Source organism: Devosia sp. (assembly GCF_014860165.1).
Lineage (GTDB): Bacteria > Pseudomonadota > Alphaproteobacteria > Rhizobiales > Devosiaceae > Devosia.
In genome coordinates this window covers 70,988-96,396 of sequence record NZ_JACZKG010000028.1, presented here as the reverse complement: position 1 = coordinate 96,396, position 25,409 = coordinate 70,988, and the positions used below count along the sequence as shown (strand labels likewise).

The window sequence follows — 25,409 nt, the reverse complement described above, 5'->3', positions numbered from 1 at the left end:
GGCCAGGTACGCTGTGTCGCAAGCGCAGCTGCCGAGTTCCCCCCGCCCAATGGGAGCGACCTCCCATCCCTGGCTGTCTTCACGGTCATCACTCGTCATGACCGGCTCTGCCGTGAAGATGGAAGGAGTATGCGGCAGGTTCTGTGGCGCGAGGATAAGTTTTCTCAACTGGCGGGTACCGACCCCGTTTCGGTCGTTCGGCCCCGACGTTTGGTCTCCGAAAAGCGGACCTGCAGTCAATGGACCCTTCCTGCGGCAGCCAGGGCGTGTACGGAAGGCCGCAGCAAACTCTCCCGCTCGCCCGGATGATCGATCATCGTAGCAAGAAGGGCTTGCGCCGCTTGAGCCGCCTCAACCACACGATGCCAATTCGGATCTGCTAGAATGTCGTGATGATCAAACCTGTCGGTACGTGGCTCATAGTTATCGAATAGGATGTGGAAATGGGAGACAGCCGCAGCTTCATCTTGGCTCAGTAAGTTGTCAGCAATCCGGGCAGGGTATCCTCCATCATCCTTGGAGAGAGCAAGGTCGCTGAAGTAGCTCTCGACGTACTCAACGAACGAGTAGTGGCGGTTTCCGCTGTGTGCGTTCAGCCACGTCGTCCTCTGCATGCCCACATCGGCCAGCTCTTGAATACTCGATAGCCAATTTAGCCTCCAACTGGCGCGACGCTCGGTATCTCCGGATGGTGGGGGCATCGATATGTTTCCAGGCGAATTGGCTTATTGTGAACGGCTGATGGCCCCGGGATGGGGTCGGACTTATGAGCAAGCGGTTGCCTCTGCCGTTGCAAGCGTCAGATCAGCCCTAGAGCTGCTCAAACAGGAAACGCACTATCGGTGCCGCCTGTTCAGGCGGCAATCTCGAAATAGCATCCATCATCGCCTCAGACGCCAAGCAGTAGCTAGGGTAGTCAGCGACTTGGATACTTTCTGTGGGCAGCGCTAAGAGTGCCATTTGCTGGTCGGATACGGTTAGGAGCATGATTGATCGAACCAAATCCCAATTCGCGTCAAGGTTGCCCGACACCGCTCGTGGTATGACTGGGGACCTAATCGCTCGCTCGCTGAAAGCGACGTCGCGTTGAACAAGTTCGGGCGTGAGGTGAGCAGAAATGTCGAAAGTCGGATCGGTGCCGGCTGCATATCGAAAGCACGCGTCGGGATCATTTTGTCTTAGGTAGCCGTATTGCTCAGCGGCGAATGACGCATACTCCACCAGCGCTTCATCACGCAAATTGGGCATTCTTGCCTGAACCGTCATGCCGATCTGCTGGCTAATCACTGATCTGAAGTTCTCAGCGGTAATCAGGCCTAGCTCATATTGAGAGCCTGCCTCGTAGATCTTTGATGCGGCATCGGGAGCGAATTTATCTAAGGCTTCATAGAGCGTTCCAAGCGCCAAGATCGACTGCCGAACGCTTTCCATAGAGCCACTAGCGGAAAATCCTTCGGGAACGTGCCGCACGCTGGCTATGTCGCCTGAAAGTACGCCCGCTTGCCTGAGTTCGTCATGAATGGGGTACCACATCTCAGTATTTGGCGTCGCCATTGCATGTTCGAGAAAGGCTGACGAGATCCCGACGGACGCAAAGCTGGCGGCCCACATGGCATTCATCTCTTCAATGTCAGCGGCAGTCGCGCCCGGCCAGGAACCGCTGTGAAAGCCCAAAAATCCTGCCGCATCAACGAAGCGATTATCGCCGGCTGCGAAAACTAGAGTGCATGCCGACGAGCACTCGCCACTGACAAAAGTGTCCAAGTGACGCGAGCGAACCAAGTCGAACAGTTTTGTCGCCTCAGCGATCCTACCCCCCAAGCTGTCGAGTTCCAGGGCCGTCACCAAGGGACTGGCATCCAATACGGTTTCGACCTCGCGAGACAGGCCATACTTGATGCCGCCTTCAATTTTCACCGTTCTCCCGCCGTCTGCGACGGTCACCGTTGCATCGGGTATGTCGGGGTCGTTTTGAAAAACGATCCGGGAAAACTCGGTAAGGGTGGGAGCTCCTGTAGCAGTGAAGGTTGCGGTGAACTGAAGGACCCCGAGTACTGCAGCCAATTGAGCGGCGAGGGGCCAAAAGGCACTTCGGCGTAGTTTGCCAAGTTCAATTGCGCGGCGTCGAGCAGAACGCCACAGCCCGACCACTTGCCACACTAAAATTAGCGCCAACGTCAGCCACGTCAGGATGTTTACCGCGAGCAGCAACGAAGGCTCGTAGCCTCGGGACGGTACTAGTGTCGCGTTGACGACCGCCACTAACCCTGCGCTGGCGATGAAGGTACAGAAGTTTATCGCCCAGTATGAAACGGGGAGGGACAGCTCTCCCCTCCAGTGTCGCACAAAAAAGTTGCGACTCACTGGTTGGTTGGATCTGGGCGATTTTGCTTCCGCAACGGGCAAGAACTGTTCCCGGACCGATTGAGCAATGCCCTCTTCAAGAGCGATCTGCGCGGCTACTTCCATGCTCGCTGGCGGCTGATACTCCTCAATCGTTGGAAGGATACGCTCGGTCTTAACTGCGACGCTTCGCGGTCCGTGATCACGAAGCCTTTGAAGTGCGAAGTAGGCGGGGAAGGACATAACTGCGTAAAGAAGCCAGGAAGGACCACCGGCAGCCGAAAGGCTGCCTAATGTCACTACCCCCGCAAGCCCTACCGCGTCGGAAATGGCGAATGGTTGTCCAGTCAGCTTGCGGACCAGCCAACCAAATAAACCACCGATGAAGAATGTGCCTATTGCAGCACCAAACAGCTCACCCATTGTCCACCCAAGCACAACCCCAAATCAGTCTGTCGGTACGCACTGTGGATTGCAATGGTTTCGGAGTGGCTTGGTTAGTCCAGCGGTCATATGCCCGGTAAGGCAGCATCCATATCGTGACCGCCAGAAGCCGCCGGTCCGCAACCCACCCCGTTCCGGCCACTCCTTTTCCTGGCCGTCCGCAAATGCCGCAGTACCAGACGGCTTCTTTGAAAGCTGCCATCCCCAGTCGCGACGCCGGCGTCTCAAACGCTGACGGTGCGACGTTTAGCGGGATAAATCACGAACGGGGCGAACGTGATTCTCGAACGGCACGTGTCGCCGCTGAAAAGTGGTGCCTTCGTCGACCTCCGGCCGGCTGATCCGGTCCATTCGAAAATGACGAAAGTCCTGGCGGGCCGGATCCCAGGCCACCAGATACCAGAGTGGCGGCAAGATCAGCATGGCCTGTGGCTCAACATTTCGATCGGATACGGTGCCCTTTGCGTCTCGGTAGAGGATGCGCAGGTGCCGCCTATGGAGGAATGCCGTCTCAAATGCGGGGAGCAGGGCCGGGTCCATTTCCCCCATGTTCGAAATATCGACCAGCGGTGAAAGCTGCCCGATATAGAGGCAACCCAGGAACCGGCGCAAGTCGCGCAACTTGTCCGGCGGCAGGGCCTTCTCGATCTTGGCAAGTCCAGCATCTGCGAGACCCGAGAAGGGCAAATTCCCGGCGGCCCGCATGGATGCAACACTGATGAGCAGCGCAAAGACCTCGGCGACCGAGAGCCGAGCCATGGTCTGAACCGATTGCGGATCAAGTTGCAGACCGCCGCCGCGACCGGGTTCGGAATGAATGACGAAGCCCTCATCGCGCAGGGCGCTGATGTCACGCAATATCGTGCGCCTGGACGCTCCAACTTCCGCTGCCAGATCAGCGATTGTGGATGTGCCGTTGCGGCGAAGGCTGCGAACGATGGCGTCCTGTCTGAGGCGAGCTGTCATTCGGCACCCCTGCCATTCAATGGTGTCAAAGTTTGGCACCATTCGCCTTTAGGCAGCGCCTGCACATGTTAGCAAGGCGAATAATCAATGCTCAATATACCAGACTTTCCCAAGCCCACCCTTGTCGCAGTCAATGGGGTGGAACTCGAAGTCTTCGAGGCAGGCGGAGAAAACAAGGGAAACCCCATTGTGCTTTGTCACGGCTGGCCGGAGCATGCCTATTCCTGGCGCCATCAGGTGCCTGCCCTTGTCGCAGCAGGCTACCACGTCATCGTTCCAAACCAGCGGGGCTATGGTAACTCGTCCCGTCCGGAAGAGGTGACGGAGTATGATATCGAACACCTGACGGGCGATCTCGTCGCGCTCCTCGATCACTACGGATACCAGGATGCGACCTTTGTCGGCCACGACTGGGGTGCGATGGTCGTCTGGGGGCTGACCCTGCTGCATCCCAGCCGCGTCAACAAGGTGATCAATCTGAGCCTGCCGTACCAGGAGCGTGGCGAAACACCCTGGATCGAGCTCCTGGAACTGATCCTGGGCAGCGACTACTACTTTGTTCACTTCAATCGGCAGCCGGGCGTCGCGGACGCCGTACTGGACGAGAATGGACCCCGCTTCCTTCGCAACCTGTACCGAAAGAACGTGCCCCTCCAGGCACCCGAGCCGGGCATGGCGATGATCAATCTGGCCAGAGCGGAAACGCCACTCGGCGAGCCCGTGATGGGCGACAGAGAGTTGGCCGTTTACGTCTCGGCATTCGAAAAATCGGGGTTCACCGGTGGCATCAACTGGTATCGGAACCTTGACCGCAACTGGCACCTGCTGGCGGGCGTGGACCCAATCATCCATCAGCCCACCCTCATGATCTATGGCGACCGGGATGTGATCCCGAAATCTGAAAAACTGGCAGACTTCGTGCCCAATGTGGACGTGGTCAGCCTCGACTGCGGCCACTGGATCCAGGAAGAAAAGCCGGAGGAAACCAACCAGGTGATCTTGAACTGGCTGGCACAGAAGAGTGCCACCTGATGGCTATGGCAGGGGAGATAAGCCATACAACTCGCGACTGCTTTCATCCCAAGAGCTTGAACCCAGTCCTTCCCCTTGCCACCCTTTTCCTGGCCGTCCGCAAAATGCCGCAGTGTCAGACAGAGGAAAGGGCCCCGCAGGGCCCTTTCGGAGGGGTTAGCCGTTGTCGAGCCAGCTTACCTGGTCGGGCGTCAGCTTGATCTCGAAGGCCTTGAGGCTGTCGTCGAGTTCGGCCAGCGTGCGCGGGCCGATCAGCGGGATGGACGGGAAGTCCTGGGCCAGCACGAAGGCGAGTGCCACATGGATCGGGTTGTGGCCGAGCTTGTTGGCCAGCTCGATGGCACGGTCACGACGGGAGAAGTTCTTGTCGTTGTACCAGCAACGCACCAGTTCCTCATTGTCGGTCTTGTCGCGACCGGCCCGGTCGGTGAAGAAGCCGCGGCCCTGGCTGGACCAGGAGAAGTTGGTGACCTGCTTCTGCTTTAGCCACGCCTTCCAGTCGTCGGTGGAGGCGGTGACGCAGCCATCCCAGATCGGCACCAGCATTTCGCTGAGGGCAAAGTTGTTGCTGAGTGCCATCGGCTTGGTCTTGCCCGTGCGCTCGGCATAGGCCACGGCTTCGTCGAAGCGCTCCCTGGTCCAGTTGGAGCCGCCGAACGGCCCGCGGATGCGACCCTTTTTGACCTCGGCATCCATGGCATCGACGAATTCGCCGACCGGAACGTCGAGATTGTCGCGGTGCATGAAATAGACATCGACATAGTCGGTCTGCAGGCGATCGAGCGACACCGTCAGCTGCTTGGCGATGACATCTGGGTAGCAGAGCGGGCTATGCGCGCCCTTGCCGATCAGCACGGCGCCCTCGCGGGTGCCGCGGTTGCGGTGCCACTCGCCGAACAGCTTTTCCGTATAGCCACCGCCATAGACGAAGGCGGTGTCGAAGATGTTGCCGCCCTTTTCCCAGAAGGCGTCGAGCAGGATCGAGCCGGAGGCGAAGGTCTTGAAGTCCTCAAAGCCGAGCGCCACGGCCGAAGCCTGCTTGCCCAGCCCTGGAATGGGCCGCTTGGGAATGACGCCCGTATTGGGGCCGAGCTTGCGATTGGCGAGCGTATTGACGCGCTTGCTGGACTTCTCGACCGAGTATTCGATGCCGGCATCCTTGCGCCAGGCGTCGAGCACGCGGGCATTGCCCAGGCTATCGGCCCAGGTCATGCCCGGCGCCGCCAGTTCCTGCCGCTTGGCCAGGATGGCCTCGGCCGCCGCATCGGCTTCGAAGGAATAGACGTGGCCGGTCTCGTTGACGCTGATGGTCTCGGTCTTGCCGCCCTTGATGATGTCGATGCGGCCAAGGCCCTGGTCGCGGTTGCCGCCGGCAAACCAGAAGTCCGGCACTTCGATGCGACCTTCTGAGCCGTGAATGCGCAGCACGTTGTCGAGATTGGCCATCACGGCGCAGGAGACCTGGGCGACGATGCCATTCTCGAAGGTGAGAATGGCGGCAGCCCAGTCATCAGTACCTTCGGCATTGAGCTTGGCCGTGCCGGAAACCTTGACCGGGTCGGCAAAGGGCTTGCCCATGGCCACCCCGGCGATGAAGCGCGACATCGATACTGGGTAGCCACCGACGTCGAGTATGCCGCCGCCGGCGAGGTCGGATGCAAACAGGCGATGCTGCGGCTGGAACTTGCCCATCGAGAAGCCGAAGCTGGACTGGATCATGCGCACCTCGCCAATGGCGCCGGAGCGGATGATTTCGGCGAGCTTGGCCGTCTGCGGGTGCAGGCGGTACATGAAGGCTTCGCCGGCAAAGGTGCCCGCCTTGCGATGGGCGTGCAGCACCGCGTCGATCTCGAAGGCCGACAGGGCGAAGGGCTTTTCGACCAGCACATGCTTGCCCGCTTCGGCGGCCTTGATGGCCCATTCGGCGTGGCCGGTATGGGGCACGGCGATATAGACCGCATCGATTTCGGGATCCGCCAGCAGGGCCTCATAGCCGTGGACAACGCGGATGCCGGGGAAATCGGTCGCCAGGTTGGGCTTGCCGGGATCGCGCGTGGCAATGGCGGCCAGCACGCCGTGCTTGGAGCCGGCGACGCCACCCCGGAAGGCCTTGGCAATGCTGCCGGGCCCGATAATGCCCCAGCGGATTTTTTGGTCGGTCATAATTATGGTCCTTGATGCCCCGCCATGGCGGGGGAGTTATCGTCAATGTCTCAAAACACGCCGCGCTTCCCTCGGGCTTGACCCGAGGGCCTCTATCAGCGCGGCACGTGTGGCGAGCGGCCCTCGGGTCGAGCCCGAGGGAAGCGCCGTGGATGGGGATGGCTCGGGCCACCCTAAAGTTCAGCGCAGGCGGGCGCCCTTGCTGTCGAACAGGTACGCCTTGCCTGAACTGATCGAGACGGTGATGGTCTCGCTGCTGGCCTCATGGCGCGATTCCTCGCGCTCGATCACCAGCGCTTCGCCGCCGGCATTGGCATAGACATAGCTCGTCGAGCCCAGGTGTTCGGCCACGTCGATATTGAGCGTGAGATCGGCATCGCCGGCGCCCGGCAGCCCGAAATGCTCGGCGCGGACACCCAGCACCACCTTGTCGCCAACGCTGCCGCCGGTCACGGGCAGGGTGAGACGAACCCCGCCGTGGTTCGGCAGCGCCACCGTGGTGCCGGCGGCCGTCTTCTCGGTGACAACGGCGGCCAGGAAGTTCATCTGCGGCGAGCCTATGAAGCCGGCGACGAACTGGTTTGCCGGATCGTCGTAGAGGTCGAGCGGGGCGCCAACCTGTTCGATAATGCCATCGCGCAGCACCACTATGGTGTCGGCCAGCGTCATGGCCTCGACCTGGTCATGCGTCACATAGATGATGGTGGTCTGCAGCTCCTTGTGGAGGCGCGCGATCTCGATGCGCATATGGACGCGCAGCTCGGCATCCAGGTTCGACAGCGGTTCGTCGAACAGGAACACCTGCGGGTTTCGCACGATGGCCCGGCCGATGGCGACACGCTGGCGCTGCCCGCCGGACAGCTGCTTGGGCAGGCGATCCAGCAGCGGCCCCAGCGCCAGGATGCGCGCGGCGTCGTCCACCTGCCTGGCGATCTGCTCCTTGGCTACCCCGGCAAAGCGCAGGGCAAAGCCCATGTTTTCCCGCACGGTCATGTGCGGATAGAGCGCATAGGACTGGAACACCATGGCGATGCCGCGCTTGCTGGGATCGACATCGTTCATGCGCTGGCCGCCGATCTCGAGATCGCCGGCGGTGATGTGTTCGAGGCCGGCGATCATGCGCAGCAGGGTCGACTTGCCGCAGCCGGAGGGGCCGACGAAAACGACGAACTCCTTGGACTTGATCTCGAGGTTGACGCCCTTGATGACCTCCAGTTTCCCGTAGGTCTTGCGGACGTCCGTAAGCTTCAGGCTGCTCATGGGTTCTGAACCTTATTTGACCGCGCCCAGCATGCCTTCGACGAAGCGGCGCTGGAGCAGGAAGAAGATGACGAGGGTGGGCAGGGTGGCGAGAACGGTGCCGAACAGGATCAGGCCGTAATCGGGCGTATAGGCCGCCGTCAGGCCAGACAGGATCAGCGTGATGGTCTTGTTCTCCGCCGTCTGCAGCACGACGAGCGGCCAGAGGTAGTTGTTCCAGTTCGCCATGAAGACGATGATCGTGGCCGCCGCATAGGTCGAGCGCATCACCGGCAGATAGACGTAGAGGAAGATCTGCCATTCCTTGAGCCCGTCGATCCTGGCGGCGTCGCGCAGCTCGGTGGGGAAGGCCTTCGTGGTCTGGCGGAAATAGAAGATGATGAAGATAGAGGCCACCGTCGGCAGGATGACGGCCGCGAAGGTGTTCACCAGCTTGGCCTGGCTGAACATGACGAACAGCGGCACCATCATCGCCGCGAAGGGTATGGACAGCAGCAGCAGCAGGAAGCCGAAGATGCGCTCCCGCACCCGCGAGCGGAACATCTCGAAGCCGTAGCCGGCCAGCGACGAGATCGCCAGCGTCAGGACAGTCGCCACCACGGCGATGACGCCGGAATTCCAGAAAATCCTGACCGCATCCACCTGGGTGAAGAAGGCCGTCGCATTGGTGATCAGGGCCGAACCGAGCGAGCTCTTGCCCTTGATGATGTCGGCCGAAGTATTCGTCGCGCCCACCACCATCCAGTAGAAGGGGAAGATCGAGACGAAGGCGGCCAGGGACAGCAGGACATAGACCAGCGCGCGGCGCACCAGGCCCCACGGATTGGCCGGGACCCTGGACTGGGCAACCGCCCGATCGACGGTTGTGGTCATCGAGGATACGGTCATGACGTCCTCCGGTCGCGCGCGATGAGGAACTGCAGGAAGCTCAGAATGCCGACCAGCACCACGATCACCCAGGACACGGTCGCCGAATAGCCGAAGCTGGGCATGAACTTGAACGTCAGGTTGTAGATGTAGAGCGACAGGGTCAGCGTCGAATCCGACGGGCCGCCCGTGCCGGCTGTGAAGTTGGCCACCTCGTCGAACAGCTGCAGCGTGCCGATGGTCGAGATGACGGTCGTGAACAGGATCACGGGCTTGAGCATCGGGATGGTGAGGTAGCGGAAGCGCGCCCAGGCGGGAACGCCGTCGATACGCGCCGCCTCATAGATCGAGCGGTCGATATTCTGCAGCGCCGCCAGGTAGAAGATCATGTTGTAGCCGGTCCAGCGCCAGGTGATGGCCATGATGATCAGGACCTTGGCCCAGAACGGATCGCCCAGCCACGAGATCGGCTCGCCGATGAGGTGGAGCTGCATCAGCGTCTGGTTCACCACGCCGTCGATGGCGAACATCGACTTGAACACGGTGGAATAGGCGATCAGCGACGTGGCGCAGGGCAGGAAGATCGCCGTGCGGAAAAAGCCGCGGAATTTCAGGGTGGAATCGTTCAGCGCCACTGCAAACAGCAGCGCCAGCACGATCATGATCGGCACCTGGAAGATGAAGAACGTGAACGTATTGCCCAGCGCCCTCAGGAAGACCGGATCCTTGGTCAGCCGCAGGATATTGGCGAATCCGCCAAAGCTGAGATTCATGCCCTTGCCGACCTGGAAGCTCATCCAGAGCGACCAGACGATCGGATAGATCATGAACAATCCGAGCAGGATCAGGGCAGGGGCGATGAACACCCAGCCGGTGATATTCTCTCTGCGATCAAGTCGCGCCTGTGCCAATCGTCAGCCTCCCCGAACTCGCAACGTCATCAAACCCAATGATGCCGGGCGCCGCATGGCGGCGCCCGGTTGTCGAGGCGAAGTCTCGCCCGCGACCGCAGCTTACTGCATCTGCTGCTGGGCCTGGTCGTGGATGGCCTGGAGCGCGGCGTCGAGGTCGCCGCCTTCGATGATACCCGGGACCTGGGCCTGCACGGCCGAGTCGACTTCGGCGGTGAAGGTGCCGTAGTCAACGCTCGGGACCTGGCTCAGCCAGGTGGAGAAGTTCTGCCAGACCGGAGCGCCGCCGAAGAAGTCATCCGACGCCTTGAAGGCTTCGCCTTCACGGGCCGCGAGCAGGGAGCCGACGGCACCGCGCTTGATCAGGATGTCCTGGTAGAAGTCGACATTGCCGGCCCAGACGGTCTTGAGGAAGTCGATGGTCTCTTCCTTGTTGTCCGAGGACGACAGCACGAACCAGCTCGAGCCGCCCTGGTTGGACGCATTGACCGCGCCTTCCATGTCGAGGCGCGGGATCGGGGCAACGCCCCACAGGCCCGACTGATCGGCATTGGCCTTGATCGTCGCGGTGATCCAGACGCCGACGGGAACCACGGCCACTTCGCCCGAGGTGAAGGCGCCGGTATATTCAGCCCAGCCCGACACGGGCTTCACCAGATCTGCCTGGAAGAGCTTGGCATAGGTCTCGAGCGACTTCTTGAGGGCGGCATTGTCGGTGATGTGCAGGCTGCCGTCTTCGTTGAAATACCACTCGCCGGCCGACTGCATCATCATGCGGATGACGCCGGTATCGTTGAGGTCGAGGTCGAGCAGCGGCTTGCCGGTCTTGGCCTTCACTTCGGTGCCGATTTCGATCAGGCGGTCCCAGGTGATGTTCTCGAGGTCGGCAGCGGTGAAGCCGGCCTGCTCGAGGAAGTCCGAACGGTAGAAGAGGCCGGTGACGCCCGAATCGAAGGGCACCGAGTAGGACTTGCCGTCATGGGTAGCAGCTGCCACCTTGTACTGGGCGAAGACCGACATATCGATGTAATCGGACAGCGGCTCGAAAGCGCCGGGGAATGACTGCAGGTATTTTTGGGCGATATCGTCCTGGATCAGTACGATGTCCGGAAGGCCTTCGGTGCTGCCGGCCAGCAGCTGCGTCTGCAGCTTGGCGCGGATGTCATCCTGGCTGGCAGTGTCATCGACGTTGAACGTCACATCCGGATGGTCCGCGGTGTAGAGCGCGCCAGCTTCGCGCATGGTGTCGCCGTTGAAAGCCTTGTCCCAGACCCAGACCGAGATTTCTCCGGCCGAGGCGGCCGTGACGCTGAACAGGCTGATGCCCGTGAGTGCGACAGAAAGCGTGTTGCGCCACCGCGAAGTTGTGCGGATCATGTAGTCCTCCCTTTTCATTTGCTCTTACGTCGAGCGCTTCCTAAGCTATGCCTCTGGTGCAATACGTCCATGCGAAAGGGCATGCGGAGTTGGCGGAAAGTAAGATAGCAGAAAGGGTTTATTACGAACCCCGCCCCGACGGGGTGGAGCGACTTCCGACTGTCCTGTCGATGTTTCACGCGGCGCCGCCGGTAATGCGGGCACCTCATTGGCATGCGCAGGTCGAGGTGAACTACATCGTGCGCGGCTGGGCTCACTATAAAATGAGCGGCCACGAAGTTCGCCTCAGTGCCGGTGACCTGGCTCTGTTCTGGGGTGGCTTGCCCCACCAACTGGACGACGCGGCCGACAACGTGATCTACGCCGGTGGACATCTGCCGCTGGTCCATTTCTTTCGGCTGAGGCTGCCGCAGAACGTGCAGTCCAAGCTGATGCAGGGTGCCACGCTGATCACCCAGGCCACCGACGCCTCCGATACGCTCAACTTTGCCCGCTGGAACGACTATGCGCGCTCGGGCGACCCGATGAAGGCCGGCATGGCGGTGGATGAACTGCTGCTGCGCATAGAGCGAATTCGTTTCGACCCCTATTCCCTGTTGCCGGGGCCCGCCGATATCGTGAAGTCGGTGGTCGGGCTCGATCACCATTCCTCACCGATTGTCGTGCGCATTTGCGATTTCATCGCCGACAATTTCCGCGAGGACATCGATTCCGCCGATATCGCCTCGGCCGCAGATATCCATCCAAAATACGCGATGAACGTCTTCAAGAAGACCACGGGGATGACGCTAAACGACTATGTCAACCTCATGCGGCTGAGCTATGCGCAGGCCCTGCTGATGCAGGAAGAGGCAAATGTCCTGCAGGTGGCCATGGACAGCGGGTTTGGCTCGCTCAGTGCGTTCAACAAGTCATTCCGCAAGATTGCCGGCATGTCGCCGACCGATTTCCGCCGTGATGTCCGGTGCCGTCCCGGCGCGCCGGTAACCCTGCGTACGCCATCGTCCGGGCGCATCAACTAGCCCATGTGGAAACGGCGCCTCTCGGCCCTGCTGTTCGGCACCGCGGTGGTCGTCGGCCTGGTGGCGTTGCGCGCTGCCGATCCTTATGCGGTGCGGGTGGCGCGCGAGACGACCTTTGATACCTATCAGCAGATCCGGCCACGACAAGCGCCTGAGGGCCTGCCGGTGCGGATCGTCGATATCGACGAGGCGTCGCTCGCCGCTATCGGGCAATGGCCGTGGTCGCGCCAGGACATGGCTGCTATCGCCAGCCGCCTGACCGAACTCGGGGCTGCCGCAGTGGTCTTCGATATTCTGTTTCCCGAGCCGGACCGGCTGTCGCCATCGACCATCCTGGGCAGCGGCGAGGATTACGACGCCCTCTTCGCCGGGGCGCTGGCCGCTGGCCCGAGCGTCCTGGTGATGAGCCGGGTGGGCACGGGTATCGCTGCGCCGGGCCCCAAGGCCGGCTTTGCCATGACCGGCACCGATCCCCTCGCCAGCCTGCCACGCCTTGATGGCGTCGCCGCGCCGCTGCCGCTGCTCGCCGAGGCGGCGACCGGCCTGGGCGTCGCCAGCCTCGATCGCGAAGGGGCGGGGGTGGCGCGCCGCCTGCCGCTGCTATGGTCCAATGGTTCCGCGCCGCTGCCCACGCTGGCGGTGGAAGCGCTGCGCGTGGCGCAGGGTGTGTCCACCCTGGTGGTCCTGGGGGACGCGTCCGGCGCGCCGACCGTTGCCGGCCTGCGCATCGGCGCACTCGAAGTTCCCACCGGCCCGAGCGGCGATATGTGGCTCTACTACCGCGAACTGCCGGCTTCGACCTATGTGTCGGCGGCGCAGGTTCTGGGCGACGATCAAGCACAGCTGGCGCCGCTGCTGGCCGGACATATCGTGCTGGTAGGTACCTCGGCCACCGGCCTGCTCGATATCAGGGCCAGCGCGCTGGGCGAGCCTGTCCCCGGCGTATCGATCCACCTGCAGGCGATCGAGCAGATCCTGACGGGCACCTTCCTGCAGCGCGCCGACTGGGTGGGCGGGATCGAGCTGCTGGTGATTGCCGCGAGCGGGCTGGCGGTCGTGCTGATCCTGCTGCTGACCGGACCCTTGGTGGGCCTGGCGTTTTCCATAATGATCGCCGCACTGGCGACCGCCGGCAGCTGGCTGGCCTTCAGCCAGTTCGGCATTCTGGTGGATGCGAGCTTCGCCCTCTTCGCCGTGCTGGTGGTCTATGCCGCCATGGCCTTCTTCCGCTTCGCGGTGACAGACGCCGACAAGCGCCGTATCCGTCGGGCCTTTGCCCACTATGTCGAGCCCTCGCTGCTCACCCAGATCGAGGCCGATGCCGGGCTGCTGAAGCTGGGCGGCGACGTGCGCGACATGACGGTGATGTTCTCCGACGTGCGCAATTTCACCGCGCTCAGCGAACGCACGGCGCCGGCCGAGCTGGTCGCCATGCTCAACCGGCTGTTTGCCGGCCTCGGCGCCGCCATTGTCGCGCATCTGGGGACCATCGATAAATTCATGGGCGACGCCATCATGGCGTTCTGGAATGCGCCGGTGGAAGTGCCGCGCCACGCTCGCCACGCCTGCGAAGCGGCGCTCGACATGCGCAAGGCGCTGCGCGACCTCAATGCCCGGCACACCGTCGTCGAGCCGATCGCCATCGGCATCGGCATCTCCACCGGGCCGGCCCTGGTGGGCAATATGGGGTTCGAGGCGCGCTTCGACTATTCCTGCATCGGCGACACCGTCAATGTGGCGAGCCGCATCGAGGGCGCCTGCAAGACTGTTTGCTACGACATCCTGGTGACCGCTGAGACACGTGCGGCGGCGCCGGAGCTGGCCTTCCTCGCCGCCGGGTCGGTGGTGCTCAAGGGCATCAGCCAACCCGAGCCGATCCACCTGCTGGTAGGAGACGCTGAACTGGCGCAGTCGGACGCCTTTGCGGCCCTGGCTGCGGCCCATGAAGAGCTGCTGGCGGATTTGGCTGACGCAGCCGGGGCAGGGGCCGCGCTGGACCGTTGCCGCGAACTCGCCATGGCGATCGATCCCAGGCTTATCGACTTCTACGATGCCAGCGCGAACCGCGCAGGCGACTTCGCCCCGCTGCAGTCGGTTGCCTGAGGGCCGCTCCCTTCAATCGGACGAATGCACGCGATTGCGACCGCTGGCCTTCGCCTCGTAGAGTGCCGTATCCGCCCGCTTCAGCATGGTGTCGATGCTGGTGTCCCCGCTCCGACACGTGGCCGTTCCCGCGGAGATAGTGACCTTGAGCGTTGTCGTTGGCAGGTCGACGGCGAGGCGCTCGACTTGCTGCCGGAAGGCGTCGGCCAGCGCGAATGCCGTATGCGAGCCCGCTCCCGGCAGGAGGAACAGGAATTCCTCCCCACCAAACCGCGCAAAGAGGGGCGAATCGAGCTTGGTATTGGTGGCCAGGAACTCATGGGCAAGACGCGTCAGCGCCTTGAGCACCGCGTCGCCTGCATCGTGACCATGGGTGTCGTTCACACGCTTGAAATGGTCGATGTCGATCATCGCCACGCTCAGCGGCATCCCGCCCGATGAAGCCGCCTCCAGGTAGAGACTGGCCTCATACGTCGCATGGCGGCGATTGTAGGACCCCGTCAGTTCGTCGGTGATGGTCATCTGGCGAAGCGACACCTCGGCCTTCTTCTGGTCGGTGATGTCCTGCATCAACACCTGAACCACGGGATTGCCGGGCCAGGGAAGCGAGCTGGTAATCACTTTCATCAGGCGACTGGTGCCATCGGGTCGCGTGACGGCGCATTCGGTGTCGCAGGTCGCATCAGGGTCAGCAAAGGTCAGTTTCAAGGCCTGCGAGATGGCTTCTGCGTCGGCGGCCGAGGCATAGTCGAGCAGGTGCTGCCCCCTGAGCATGTCCGAGCCGGTTTGCAGAAAGCTGCAGGCCTGCCTGTTGGCAAAGACAATGCCCTGCTCGGTATGAATCAGGAGCCCGATCGGCATGAGCTCCAGCATTTTGCCGAGGTTCTGCTGGGTATCGACGAGCGTTTGCTGGGTGAGCGTGGCCGCCTCGGCGGCTTCCGTATCGTCGGCAAACAGGTCCAGGTCGCTCATGGCATCTCATGTCGCTTTGTGCCCAGCGCCCCGAGCGGAGTAATTCCTGCTCTGAGGGTAGTGGAACAGGGTAAACGCAACGTTCCGAACGGCGCGGCGCGATAGCTCCCAAATTCTGCCATCCCCCATTTCTCCTAAAAAACGGGGTTGCGCCAAATCCCTCGTTTCTCTATGTCTCCGCACCAGTCGGGGCGTAGCGCAGCCTGGTAGCGCATTTGTCTGGGGGACAAAGGGTCGTCGGTTCAAATCCGGCCGCTCCGACCATCTTCCCCACCTCTCAGTCTAGCGATGCCGCCCGCAGGCGCCGCGCTGCCAGCCTGGAGCCTTGCCGATGCCATTGACGGCGCGTGAAGTCGGGCCTGCATTGTCATCGTGGGATGAAGTTGATGGCGCCGCCGCCCGACTCATCAATCACTCCGAAAACCAGACATTCCAGATCGATACGCCCAGGCAGGGCAGTTTCACCCTGCGGGTCCACCGCACGGGCTATCAGTCCCGGGCATCGATCGACAGTGAACTAGCCTGGCTCATGGCGCTGCGGCGCGATACCGATCTGTCCATTCCCGAGCCGGTTCCCGGCCGCGACGGGCAGTTGCTGCAACGCTTCGACACGCCGCGCGGCGAGCGCATGGCCGTGCTGTTCCGTTTTATCGAGGGCAGCGAGCCGCTGCCCGATAGCAATCTGGGCGACCTGTTCGTCACACTGGGCCGCTATGCGGCCACAATGCACAACCACGTCACGGCGTGGCCGCGGCCCGCGGGTTTTGAGCGGCAGGTCTGGCAGGCGGCGACGATTCTCGATTCCGACGGGCCCTGGGGCGACTGGCGCATGGCGCCCGGCGTCAACGACAGCAATCGAGCCATGCTCGACCGGCTGGATTCCGCCCTGTGGCTGCGCCTTGGTGCTTATGGCACGGGCGCGGACCGCTATGGGCTGATCCATGCCGATATGCGGCTCGGCAACCTGCTGGTTGACGGCGACAAGGTCACGCTGATCGATTTTGATGACTGCGGCTTCTGCTGGTTCGCTTATGACTTTGCCGCCGCCATTTCCTTCCACGAGACCAATCCAGCCATTCCGGCACTCAGGGCCGCGTGGATCGAGGGCTACCTTTCGGTGCGGTCATTGTCGCATGAGGATATTGCCGCCATCGATTCCATGGTCATGCTGCGCCGCATGGCGCTGCTGGCCTGGATCGGCTCGCATGCCGACACGAAGCTGGCCCAGCAGCATATGCGCGGCTTCGCCGATGGCACGGCGCAACTCGCCGAGCGCTACCTGCGCGGGCCCATCTGGCCCTAGATCAGCATCTGCCGGCGCGGCACGCCCCGGCGCTCGTCATTGCGAATAGCGGTCGAGATGCCCCAGATCAGCCCGACCAGCAGGAAATAGTGCCGCCAGTGGTCGGTGTCGATGATCGCCGATTCCCCCACCAGCATGGCGAATGTGGCCACCAGCGGGATCATCATCAGGCGATAGGGGGAGGGGCGCGTGAGCGCCGCGATGCCGCGCCACAGCGTGAGGATCACCAGCAGATAGTAGAACGCGCCGCCGCCCCAGCCATAGACATGCAGCACCGTGACATAGACGTTGTGCGGCTCTTCGATGATGCGCAGGTTGCGGAATTCATGCGGGCCGATGCCCAGCGGATGATCCAGCGCCAGCTCGAACGCATAGCCCTGGCGGCCGAAGCGGCCGGTCTCGCCTGAATCATAGTTCTGTCCGGCCGCCCGCTGCTCGAAGAGTGAGGCCACCTGGGGAATGCTGAGCAATCCGGCCAGCGCCACCACCAGCATCGCTGCGCCCAGCAGCGACATGATCATGATGCGCACCTTGTCCCGCGCCGCCGCTTCCAGCCAGAAGCAGAGCACCAGCACGATCAGCGACGACAGCGCGAAATGCCCCCAGGCCGCGCGCGAAAAGCTGACGAAGACGCCCACGAACAGCACCATATAGATGCCACCGGCTATGATGGCACTGCGCCCCGGCGCCAGCAGCAGGCGCTGCAGCGCATACATGGCCGGCAGCACCAGGAAGGGGCCGAAGACATTGGGGTCGTTGAACGCGGCCTTGGCGCGGCCATAGCGCAGGAAGATATCGGCCCCGGGCATCAGGCCCAGATAGGCCAGCGTGCCCACGATTGCCGAAATCAACGCCACTGCGGTATAGGCGCGCATGACCAGCCGCATCCGCCGTTCGGTCTGTTCGGCCACATAATTGGCGATGAAATAGGCCGTCAGCAGCAGGAAGATGGTGACGATGGAGAACAGCAGCGCGTCGCCGATCGGGTTGAAGCGCACCTGGAAACAGGCGATCAGCGCAAAGGGCGTGAAGCCGATGAGGATGGCGAAAAGGCCAAAGGTCGAGCGGTAGAGGCCCATGCCGGCCACGAAGGCCAGCGGCAGCACCGCCAGAAAGGTCAGCTCATAGGGCGATGGCTCGAACAGCACGAGCCCGCCGGTAAAGATCCAGAAGGCCACCATGAAATCGAGCCAGCGCATGGCCCGGTCCCTGATGACGGCAAGGCCGAGTCCATGGGACCCGGCCTCCGACCCACCGCCATCAAGGGTGCCGGCTGCGCTCAATAGGCGTTCTCGTTCTTGGAGATCAGCGATATCGGGGTGATGGCCACGATGTAGAGGTCGAACAGGATCGACCAGTGCTCGATATAGTGCAGGTCGTGGTTCACCCGCTGCATGATCTTGTCGATCGTGTCGGTTTCCCCGCGCCAGCCATTGACCTGCGCCCAGCCCGTCATGCCGGGCTTGACCCGGTGGCGGGCAAAATAGCCTTCGACCGCCTCGTAGTAGAGCTGGTTTTCGGCCTTGGCCTGCAGGGCATGCGGGCGCGGGCCGACGATCGAGAGCTCGCCCTTGAGCACGTTGAACAGCTGCGGCAGCTCGTCGATCGAGGTCTTGCGGATGAACTTGCCCACCTTGGTGACGCGCGGGTCGTCCTTGGTGACGAGCTTGGCCGCGCCGGCATCGAGCATGTCGGTGCGCATCGAGCGGAACTTGTAGATCTTGATCAGCTCATTGTTGAAGCCGTGCCGGTTCTGCATAAAGAACACCGGCCCCTTGCTCTCGAGCTTGATGGCAATGGCCGTGGCGATCATGACAGGCGACAGCAGGATCAGCGCCGTCAGCGCCACGACCTTGTCGAACACCCACTTGAAGACCAGGTTCCAGTCCGAAATCGGCCGGTCGGCCATGTCGAACACGGCGATATCGCCGACATAGGAATAGGCCTTGCTGGTGAATTTGAGCTTGCTCATATGCGCCGACAGGCGAATGTCCACCGGCAGCACCCAGAGCTGGGTCAGCATGTCGAGCACGCGCTTCTCGGCCGATAGCGGCATGGAGACCATCACCAGGTCCACCGGCGTGCGCCGGGCAAATTCGATGAGATTGGCGACCTTGCCGAGCTTGGGATAGCCCCCGACCGTTTCGGGCGAGCGATCATCGATGCGGTCGTCGAACAGCCCCAGCAGCATGATGTCGTTGCTGGCGCTGGCGTTGATCTGCTCGATCAGCGTTTCCGCATCCTTGCCGCCGCCGACGATTACCGTGCGCCGACGCAGGCGCCCCTGGGCGGTCCAGCGCTTCACCAGAGTGCGCAGACCCAGGCGGAAGCCGACCAGCAACACGGCGCCGCCAATGTACCAGTTGATCAGCCAGGCGGGGGCGAACAGGTCTCCGGCCTTGAAGAAGTAGATGCCCGCCGCCAGTACCGCAATCAACAGCGTCCAGCTGATCAGGACCCGGGCGATCTGGTTGAACACGGTCCGATAGGACGCAATGCGGTGCGCGCCCGCGGCATTGAACAGCACATTGGCCAGCAGGGACGAGGCCAGGATGACCGGGACATAGAAGGTCGGTGAGCCCAGCTCGGCGGAAAACGCATAGATACCATAGCCCAGCACGGTCAGCAGCGTGGATTCCACCACCTGCGCCACACCCGCGACCACGGCGCCCGAGACGCGGCGCTCGACCGGCGCGGCAATGATGGCCTCCGCCTGATCCGACAGCGAGCGCCCGGCCTCGCCTGCCGCCGCCTGCTTGGATACGTGCTCCAGCACGGCCTGTTTGGGATCAACTCGATACATGGACGCTACCGGGACAGAACTGTTCCCGGCATAGTCGCCGCAAAGGGGTTTATATCAGGTGAAGTTGCGGGCCTAAGCTCGTGCCAATACCGAGCGGTAGAGCCCCTCGATGCTGGCCGTCATCGTACCCAACGAAAAGCGATTCTCGATATGGGCGAGGCGCTCCTGCATTTCGGCCTGGGCGACCTGCGGGTGATCGAGCACCCGCTGCATCGCCGCGCCCAGGGCGGCGGGATCGCCCGCCGGAACCAGCTGCGCCGCTGTCGGGCCGAAGATCTCGGGAATGCCGCCAACGGCCGTCGCAATCACAGGCAGCCGCGCGGCGGCCGCTTCGAGCACGACGTAAGGCAGGGACTCGGCCAGCGATGGCACAACGGCCACGCGTCCCTTGGCAAAGGTCGGCCGCGCCGGCTGTGCGCCCAGCAGCGTGACCCGGCGCTGCAACCCCAGCCGGGCAATTTGGGCCTCGAACTCACCCCGGCTGGGGCCGTCCCCTGCCATTACCAGCGTCGCCGGGCTGCCATCGGCGCGCGTGACCCCGACCAAGGCCTCGGCCAGAACGAATATGCCCTTGAGGTCGCGCAATTCGCCCACGAAGACGAAATCGGCCGCATCGGCAGCGGGGGCCACCGGCACGAATTCGTCCGGAGCAAGCCCGTTGTGGATGACTTCGGTGGGGCAGGTGGGCTGACCGATCAGCCCGGCATAGGTTGCCTGCGCATAGGCACTTTCGAAAATGATGGCGCCGGTCTGCGCCATCAATGCCCGCTCCAGCCGGTGAAACACCCGGCCGGACAAGGACGATCGCGAAAAGTGCAGTACACCGCCATGCGGCGTATAGAGCGCCACCGCCTTGCCGCCGATCCGCGCCAGGCGGGCATAGAAGCCCCCCTTGGCGCCATGTCCATGCAGGATGTCGACATCGAGCGAGCGGGCGAGCCCGCGGACCGCGAAGGGCGTCCTGAGGTCGCCCGCGCCCAGCACCCGGGGCATGGGGAAGCGGTGGATGCCCAGCGCTGCATATGGGAGCAGAGCCGCCAGCTTGCCCTCGGTCTGCGCGTCATTGGCGAGGCTGTCGACGACGAGCCCCACCGAATGACCGGACTCGGCCAGCGCGCGGGTCAGGTCGGCGACATGCCGGAACAGCCCCCCGACAGGCGCACGCATGACCTGGAGGACACGCAGCTTGCCTTCGGCCATGGTCCGTCAGAACCAGCGTTCGAGAATGACGACGGTGTCGCCTGGATAAATGGGGAAGTCGAGATCGACCGTGCCCTTGACCATCTGGTCGCCCTGGCGGCGATAGACCACCGCGCGACTGCGATCGGCGGTATCGGAGAAGCCGCCAGAGGTGCTGATCGCGGCACGGACCGTCATGCCATAGACATACTGGAACTGGCCGGCGGTCTTGACCTCGCCCTGGATGAAGAATGGCCGATACTCCGCCACTTCCACCGCAACATCGGGGTTGCGCATGTAGCCGTTGGCCAGGGCGGCGGCGAGCCGGCCGGCCGCGACATTGGTGGTGACGCCGCGCACCTGCACCGGGCCGACCAGCGGGAAGGCGATCGCCCCGCTATCGTCGATCTTGTAGCTGTCACTGAGTTCGGCGTCGCCATAAACGGTGACCCGCACGGTATCGCCGGTGTCGAGCTGGTACGGCCCCTTGGTTTCCACCAGGTAGGTCGCAGGGCGCGTGGTTGCGCATGCCGCCAGTGGCAGCATCAGGGCGATTGTGAGGACGGGCAGCCAGCGCATGAGAATCCCGCGCAATTCAAGGTGTGCCAATGTCGCGCGGTCGTGGTTAACAAATCCCTTCTCTGGCGCCGTTATTCTTGCGATCTGCAAGTGGGTTAACGGATTGCTTACCACGTCGGGGCGATAGATCGCTCAGCAGAACGAGGGATGGCAATGGCGTTTGAGTCGCAAATGGCACGCGACGCCCGGATCGATGTCGGCGCGGTGCTTGGTGCCGTGGTCAAGCGGTTGCCGCGCGTGGTGATCGTTACCGCCGCGCTTCTGGTCGCTACCCTCGTCGTCATCATGTTCATGCCGCGCCTTTACGAGTCCTCGGCCTCCATCCTGGTCGAGCCGCGCAGCAACGTCTATTTCCGCTCGGCTGGTGAGCAGGCTCCCGCAAGCTCGAGCGGCGATGCCGGCGTCGTTTCCAGCCAGATCGAACTGATCAAGTCGCGCGACACGCTGCTGACTGTCGTCGACAAGCTGGGCCTGCGCTCGGTTCCTGAATTCAACGGCACTGGCGCCGGAGGCTTCTCACCGCTCGCTGTCGTCTCGCAGCTGCTCGGGCGCAAATCGACGCCTGTCAGCGTCGACGAGGTGGTGCTCAATGCGCTTTACGACCGCCTGACCGTCATCCAGGAGCGCGACTCGCGGCTCATTTCGGTGCTGGTGCGCTCGACCGACCCGCAACTGGCGGCCGACATCGCCAATGCCGTGGCCGATGCCCATGTCGCCCGTCGCGCCGAGCTTTCCCTGTCCGACACCGCCGAAGCCTCTGGTTGGCTGGCCGACGAGATCGCCAAGCTGCGGGTGTCGGTCACCGCGGCCGAGACCGCCGTCGCCAATTTCAAGGTCGACAACGACCTGTTCATCGGCTCCAACAATACCAGCCTTGCCGACCAGCAGCTGTCCACCATCGCCGCCCAGATCAACGCCGCCCAGGAGCGCAAGAATACTGCGCTGTCACGGGCTGCGCTCATCCGCGGCATGATCGAGCAGGGCCAGCCCATCGATGGCGTGGCCGATGTCCGCGAATCCGTCGTTATCCAGCAGCTCAGCCAGGAGAAGGCGCGCCTGCAGGGCGAAAAAGCCCAGCGCTCGGCCACGCTGCTCAGCAATCACCCCACCATCCAGGCGCTGACCGCACAGATCGCCGAACTGAACAACCAGATCAGCCTTGAAGGCCGTCGCGTGGCCGATGCGCTCGAAGCCGAAGCGCAGATCGAGGCCGACCTTGAGGCATCTTTGCGCGCCGACATGACCCGCGCCAAATCCTCCGCCTCCACCGCGACGCAGGACAACGTGACGCTCGATGGCCTCGAGCGCGAAGCCAAGGCGCAGCGCGACCTGCTTGAAAGCTACCTGCAGCGCCACAGCGAAGCCGTGTCGCGTATCCAGTCCAGTTCGGCCTTGCCCGATGTGCGCGTCGTCAGCGTCGCCGCGCCCTCTGTTTCCCCCGCCTCGCCCAAGACGCAGCTCATCCTCCTGGCGGTTGGCCTCGTGGCGCTCGCCACCCAGGTTGGCATTATCGTCTTTGGCGAGCTGGTTTCCGGGCGGGCCATCGTGCCGGTCCGCGACACCATGCGCAGCCAGGACGAACTCGACGAAGTTCCCTTCGTCGAGGCGGAACTGGAACCGGAACAGCGGTGGGAAGAGCCGGTCGGCGATCTCGAGCCGGTAGAGCCAGTAGCCGAGCTCGATGAGACGGTGCCGGATGCTCCCGCGGCGGACATGGACACGGCGCCGATGCCGGAGGAGCACCAGACAGCGGAAGTCGAGCGCTTCATCCAGACCCTGACCCGCGCCAGCGAGTCCGCTCCAGAGCCCGCGCCGGAGCCGGTGGCGGCAACGGTCCAGACGCGCCCGGAGCGGCGTCCAGCGGCGCCCGCGGAACTGCCGGGCATCGTCGCCTCTGCCGACCTCACTGCCGATCTGGTGCTGGGCCGCACCCACCTGCTGATCCTGGCCGCGCATGCCGCCAATGCCGATTGCGAAATCCTGGCCGAAAAGCTCGTCACCGATGCCCTGGCGCGGGGCCTCAGCGTGGCCCTGGTCGATGCCGGCAGTGCCCGTGCGGGCGACGAGCCCGGCCTTGCCGATCTCAGCCTCGATGCTGCCAGCTTCGGCGACGTGGTGCAGAAATCCGCCGATAACAGTTTTGCCGAAGTGCCGTGGGGGCAGGGCCGCATCATCGATCGCAATTCGACTAAGCCGCTGACCCTGGTGGAGGCGCTGGGCGATATCTATGAAGTGGTGGTGCTGATGACGGGCCGGGTGGGGGCCACCTCAACCCTGCCACTGTTCGATAGCCTCGACGGACGCCTGGTGCTCGTCGCCGGCAGCGACGATGACTTCGACGCCGTCGGTCAGACGCGGGAAAAGCTGTTGTCCGCCGGTTTCCATCGCTGCGAAATCGTCGCCGCGCCCACCCGCGTCGCTGCCTGATCCGTCATGTCAGCCAAATATGCGGCCATCAGAGCGCTGTTCGAGGCCCTGTGGCTATCGCGCCTGCCGGGCCTGCTCCGGGCGCTGTCCTCCTCGCGCGGGGTGATCTTTACCCTGCATCGCGTCTTGCCCGAGGAGCCGGCCGACTTCTCACCCAATGCGATCCTGCAGGTGCAGCCGGCTTTCCTCGACTATGTCATCGAGCGTGTGCGCGATCTCAAGCTCGATATCGTCAGTCTCGACGAAGCCCTTGAGCGCCTCGCCGCGCCCAAGCCCGGCCGCCGCTTCGTGGTGCTGACCTTCGACGATGCCTACAAGGACAATCTCCGCCACGCTCTGCCCATCCTGCGCCGCCACGAGGCGCCGTTCACCCTCTATGTGCCGACCGCGCTGGTCGATGGCGTGGGAGAACTCTGGTGGCAGGCCATCGAGGACATTCTCGCGCGTCAGGACGCCATCGCCATGACCTCGGAGGGGGAAACCGACTATGTCGATACCCGCACCGTGGGGCAGAAGCGCGAGGCATTCGACACGCTCTACTGGCAGATGCGGCGCATGCCCGAGGCCGAGCGGGTGAACCTAGTCCGCAGTTTCGCTACCGCCTATGGCTATGACCTCGACAAGCAGTGTCGCACGCTGATCATGGACTGGCAGGAACTGCGGCTCTTTGCCGGCGATCCGCTTTGCACGATAGGCGCCCACACCGTGCATCACTACGAGCTGGCCAAGCTGCCTATCGAGCAGGCGCGCAGCGAAATGGCGCAGTCGGCCGACATCATCGCCGCCCAGTTCGGCCAGCGTCCGGCGCACTTTTCCTATCCGCTGGGCGGCCCGCTTTCGGCCGGCCAGCGCGAATTCGACCTGGCGCGCGAGCTCGGCTTCAAGTCGGCGGTCACCACGCGCCCCGGTGGCCTCTATGCCCGCCACGCCAAGGCGCCGCATGCTTTGCCGCGCGTCTCGCTCAACGGATACTTTCAGTCCCGCCGCTATGTCGATGTTTTTGCGACAGGCGCCATCTTCTCGGCCATGGGTAGACTGACGGGGTAGGAGGCAGGGTGATGGATTACGGCAGAAGGACAATGGCTGGCGAGGAACCCCTCCTGCGAGCAGCGGTGAGGCGGGCCGAGATCGCCATTACCACCGAAGTCCGCAGGGCAATTCCCGACGCCAGGGTCACATCGTTCGGCGCCATTGATCTCTATCCGAGCTGCCTCGCCTTCTGGATTTGCGTGGCCACCGATGCCCAGCGCGACAGCCTGCTGGGGGACGCCGCCTTCGCGGACAGGATGCGGCGCATCGTTGCTGATTGCGGCTACCCGGCAGACAGCGTTGACCGGGTCGGCTTCACGTCGGAATCCGACGAGACGGTGGATCGGGACTGGGCGGGAAACTGGTACCACGCGATGAAGTAGGTCTTGGGTCTACGCGTCCGGCTTGGCCATCCAGCGGATGATCCACATGGCTGGGAACAGCCAGCCCATCCCCGCCACGATGAAATAGGGCATCAGGATCCAGATCGGCAGGTCGGGAGGAAACGCCAGGTAGACTGACGTGAAGACGGACAGCCAGGCCACGATCGAGCCGAGGATCAACACTATTCCGAGAGCCTTGCGGCTGCGCTGGGTCATGCGGCATCGCGCCTATTGCGGGGACGTTGG

The 25,409-nt window shown here is 63.1% G+C and carries 21 protein-coding genes and 1 tRNA gene; 8 read left to right on the top strand and 14 right to left on the bottom strand.

Translation table 11 applies throughout. The features are described from left to right. Positions 1-236 precede the first annotated feature (236 nt). The 3 genes from IH615_RS06905 to IH615_RS06895 all read right to left on the bottom strand — a co-directional run bounded on the left by IH615_RS06905 (position 237) and on the right by IH615_RS06895 (position 3,753). Entirely contained in the window at positions 237-701 is a 465-nt protein-coding gene (locus IH615_RS06905) for a hypothetical protein (protein ID WP_291360897.1), read from the bottom strand. Between the two features lie 109 nt (positions 702-810). Continuing rightward, a complete protein-coding gene (locus IH615_RS06900) occupies positions 811-2,766 on the bottom strand; it encodes a hypothetical protein (protein ID WP_291360895.1) in 1,956 nt (651 codons plus the stop codon). A gap of 267 nt (positions 2,767-3,033) precedes the next feature. Further along, positions 3,034-3,753 carry a WYL domain-containing protein gene (locus tag IH615_RS06895; protein WP_291360893.1) on the bottom strand — a complete coding sequence of 240 codons (720 nt, stop codon included), beginning with the start codon at positions 3,751-3,753 and terminating at the stop codon, positions 3,034-3,036. Positions 3,754-3,891: 138 nt separating this feature from the next. On the opposite strand from IH615_RS06895, the gene IH615_RS06890 reads away from it, so the two are divergent. Next, positions 3,892-4,785, top strand: a complete 894-nt coding sequence (locus IH615_RS06890) for an alpha/beta hydrolase (RefSeq protein WP_291360891.1) — start codon at positions 3,892-3,894, stop codon at positions 4,783-4,785. A 156-nt stretch (positions 4,786-4,941) separates the two neighbouring features. On the opposite strand, the gene IH615_RS06885 is transcribed toward IH615_RS06890, so the two are convergent. The 5 genes from IH615_RS06885 to IH615_RS06865 all read right to left on the bottom strand — a co-directional run bounded on the left by IH615_RS06885 (position 4,942) and on the right by IH615_RS06865 (position 11,363). Further along, on the bottom strand, positions 4,942-6,951 hold the full coding sequence (locus IH615_RS06885) for an aldo/keto reductase (protein ID WP_291360902.1): 2,010 nt from the start codon (positions 6,949-6,951) through the stop codon (positions 4,942-4,944). Positions 6,952-7,128: 177 nt separating this feature from the next. After that, complete coding sequence (gene ugpC, locus IH615_RS06880; protein ID WP_291360889.1) at positions 7,129-8,208, bottom strand: sn-glycerol-3-phosphate ABC transporter ATP-binding protein UgpC; 1,080 nt, start codon at positions 8,206-8,208, stop codon at positions 7,129-7,131. Positions 8,209-8,220: 12 nt separating this feature from the next. Then, a complete protein-coding gene (locus IH615_RS06875; RefSeq protein WP_291360887.1) occupies positions 8,221-9,096 on the bottom strand; it encodes a carbohydrate ABC transporter permease in 876 nt (291 codons plus the stop codon). Continuing rightward, positions 9,093-9,986, bottom strand: coding sequence for a sugar ABC transporter permease (locus IH615_RS06870; RefSeq protein WP_291360885.1), 894 nt, complete (start codon positions 9,984-9,986; stop codon positions 9,093-9,095). Before IH615_RS06870 ends, IH615_RS06875 begins: the two co-directional genes overlap by 4 nt. Positions 9,987-10,088: 102 nt before the next feature. Then, the gene (locus IH615_RS06865; RefSeq protein ID WP_291360883.1) at positions 10,089-11,363 is read right to left on the bottom strand and encodes an extracellular solute-binding protein; all 1,275 of its coding nucleotides are present in this window, start codon (positions 11,361-11,363) and stop codon (positions 10,089-10,091) included. Positions 11,364-11,410: 47 nt separating this feature from the next. On the opposite strand from IH615_RS06865, the gene IH615_RS06860 reads away from it, so the two are divergent. Beyond that, complete coding sequence (locus IH615_RS06860) at positions 11,411-12,385, top strand: helix-turn-helix domain-containing protein (protein WP_291360881.1); 975 nt, start codon at positions 11,411-11,413, stop codon at positions 12,383-12,385. A gap of 3 nt (positions 12,386-12,388) precedes the next feature. Next, positions 12,389-14,488 (top strand): adenylate/guanylate cyclase domain-containing protein, encoded by a 2,100-nt coding sequence (locus IH615_RS06855; protein WP_291360879.1) that lies wholly within the window; start codon positions 12,389-12,391, stop codon positions 14,486-14,488. A gap of 12 nt (positions 14,489-14,500) precedes the next feature. On the opposite strand, the gene IH615_RS06850 is transcribed toward IH615_RS06855, so the two are convergent. Beyond that, positions 14,501-15,460, bottom strand: a complete 960-nt coding sequence (locus IH615_RS06850) for a sensor domain-containing diguanylate cyclase (protein ID WP_291360878.1) — start codon at positions 15,458-15,460, stop codon at positions 14,501-14,503. A 187-nt stretch (positions 15,461-15,647) separates the two neighbouring features. Between IH615_RS06850 and IH615_RS06845 the strand changes: the two genes are divergently transcribed. Together IH615_RS06845 and IH615_RS06840 are read left to right on the top strand one after the other, a co-directional pair. Next, positions 15,648-15,724: transfer RNA gene (locus tag IH615_RS06845), tRNA-Pro, on the top strand. A gap of 67 nt (positions 15,725-15,791) precedes the next feature. After that, positions 15,792-16,763, top strand: a complete 972-nt coding sequence (locus IH615_RS06840; RefSeq protein ID WP_291360877.1) for a phosphotransferase — start codon at positions 15,792-15,794, stop codon at positions 16,761-16,763. Here IH615_RS06840 and IH615_RS06835 read toward each other — a convergent pair. The 4 genes from IH615_RS06835 to IH615_RS06820 form a co-directional block, all read right to left on the bottom strand. Beyond that, entirely contained in the window at positions 16,760-17,962 is a 1,203-nt protein-coding gene (locus tag IH615_RS06835; protein ID WP_291360876.1) for an O-antigen ligase family protein, read from the bottom strand. The genes IH615_RS06840 and IH615_RS06835 overlap by 4 nt on opposite strands. 80 nt (positions 17,963-18,042) lie before the next feature. Then, complete coding sequence (locus IH615_RS06830) at positions 18,043-19,566, bottom strand: undecaprenyl-phosphate glucose phosphotransferase (protein WP_291360875.1); 1,524 nt, start codon at positions 19,564-19,566, stop codon at positions 18,043-18,045. A 72-nt stretch (positions 19,567-19,638) separates the two neighbouring features. Further along, the gene (locus IH615_RS06825) at positions 19,639-20,766 is read right to left on the bottom strand and encodes a glycosyltransferase family 4 protein (protein WP_291360874.1); all 1,128 of its coding nucleotides are present in this window, start codon (positions 20,764-20,766) and stop codon (positions 19,639-19,641) included. Between the two features lie 6 nt (positions 20,767-20,772). Then, positions 20,773-21,324, bottom strand: coding sequence for a polysaccharide biosynthesis/export family protein (locus IH615_RS06820; RefSeq protein WP_291360873.1), 552 nt, complete (start codon positions 21,322-21,324; stop codon positions 20,773-20,775). A 171-nt stretch (positions 21,325-21,495) separates the two neighbouring features. Here IH615_RS06820 and IH615_RS06815 point away from each other — a divergent pair, with 171 nt between their 5' ends. The 3 genes from IH615_RS06815 to IH615_RS06805 are packed head-to-tail and all read left to right on the top strand — an operon-like array spanning position 21,496 to position 25,163. Further along, positions 21,496-23,751 carry a GumC family protein gene (locus tag IH615_RS06815; RefSeq protein WP_291360872.1) on the top strand — a complete coding sequence of 752 codons (2,256 nt, stop codon included), beginning with the start codon at positions 21,496-21,498 and terminating at the stop codon, positions 23,749-23,751. 6 nt (positions 23,752-23,757) lie between these two features. Beyond that, entirely contained in the window at positions 23,758-24,798 is a 1,041-nt protein-coding gene (locus tag IH615_RS06810) for a polysaccharide deacetylase family protein (protein WP_291360871.1), read from the top strand. Between the two features lie 11 nt (positions 24,799-24,809). Next, positions 24,810-25,163, top strand: coding sequence for a hypothetical protein (locus tag IH615_RS06805; RefSeq protein WP_291360870.1), 354 nt, complete (start codon positions 24,810-24,812; stop codon positions 25,161-25,163). A 9-nt stretch (positions 25,164-25,172) separates the two neighbouring features. Here IH615_RS06805 and IH615_RS06800 read toward each other — a convergent pair whose 3' ends face one another. Then, positions 25,173-25,379 (bottom strand): DUF2842 domain-containing protein, encoded by a 207-nt coding sequence (locus IH615_RS06800; protein ID WP_291360869.1) that lies wholly within the window; start codon positions 25,377-25,379, stop codon positions 25,173-25,175. Positions 25,380-25,409 lie beyond the last annotated feature (30 nt).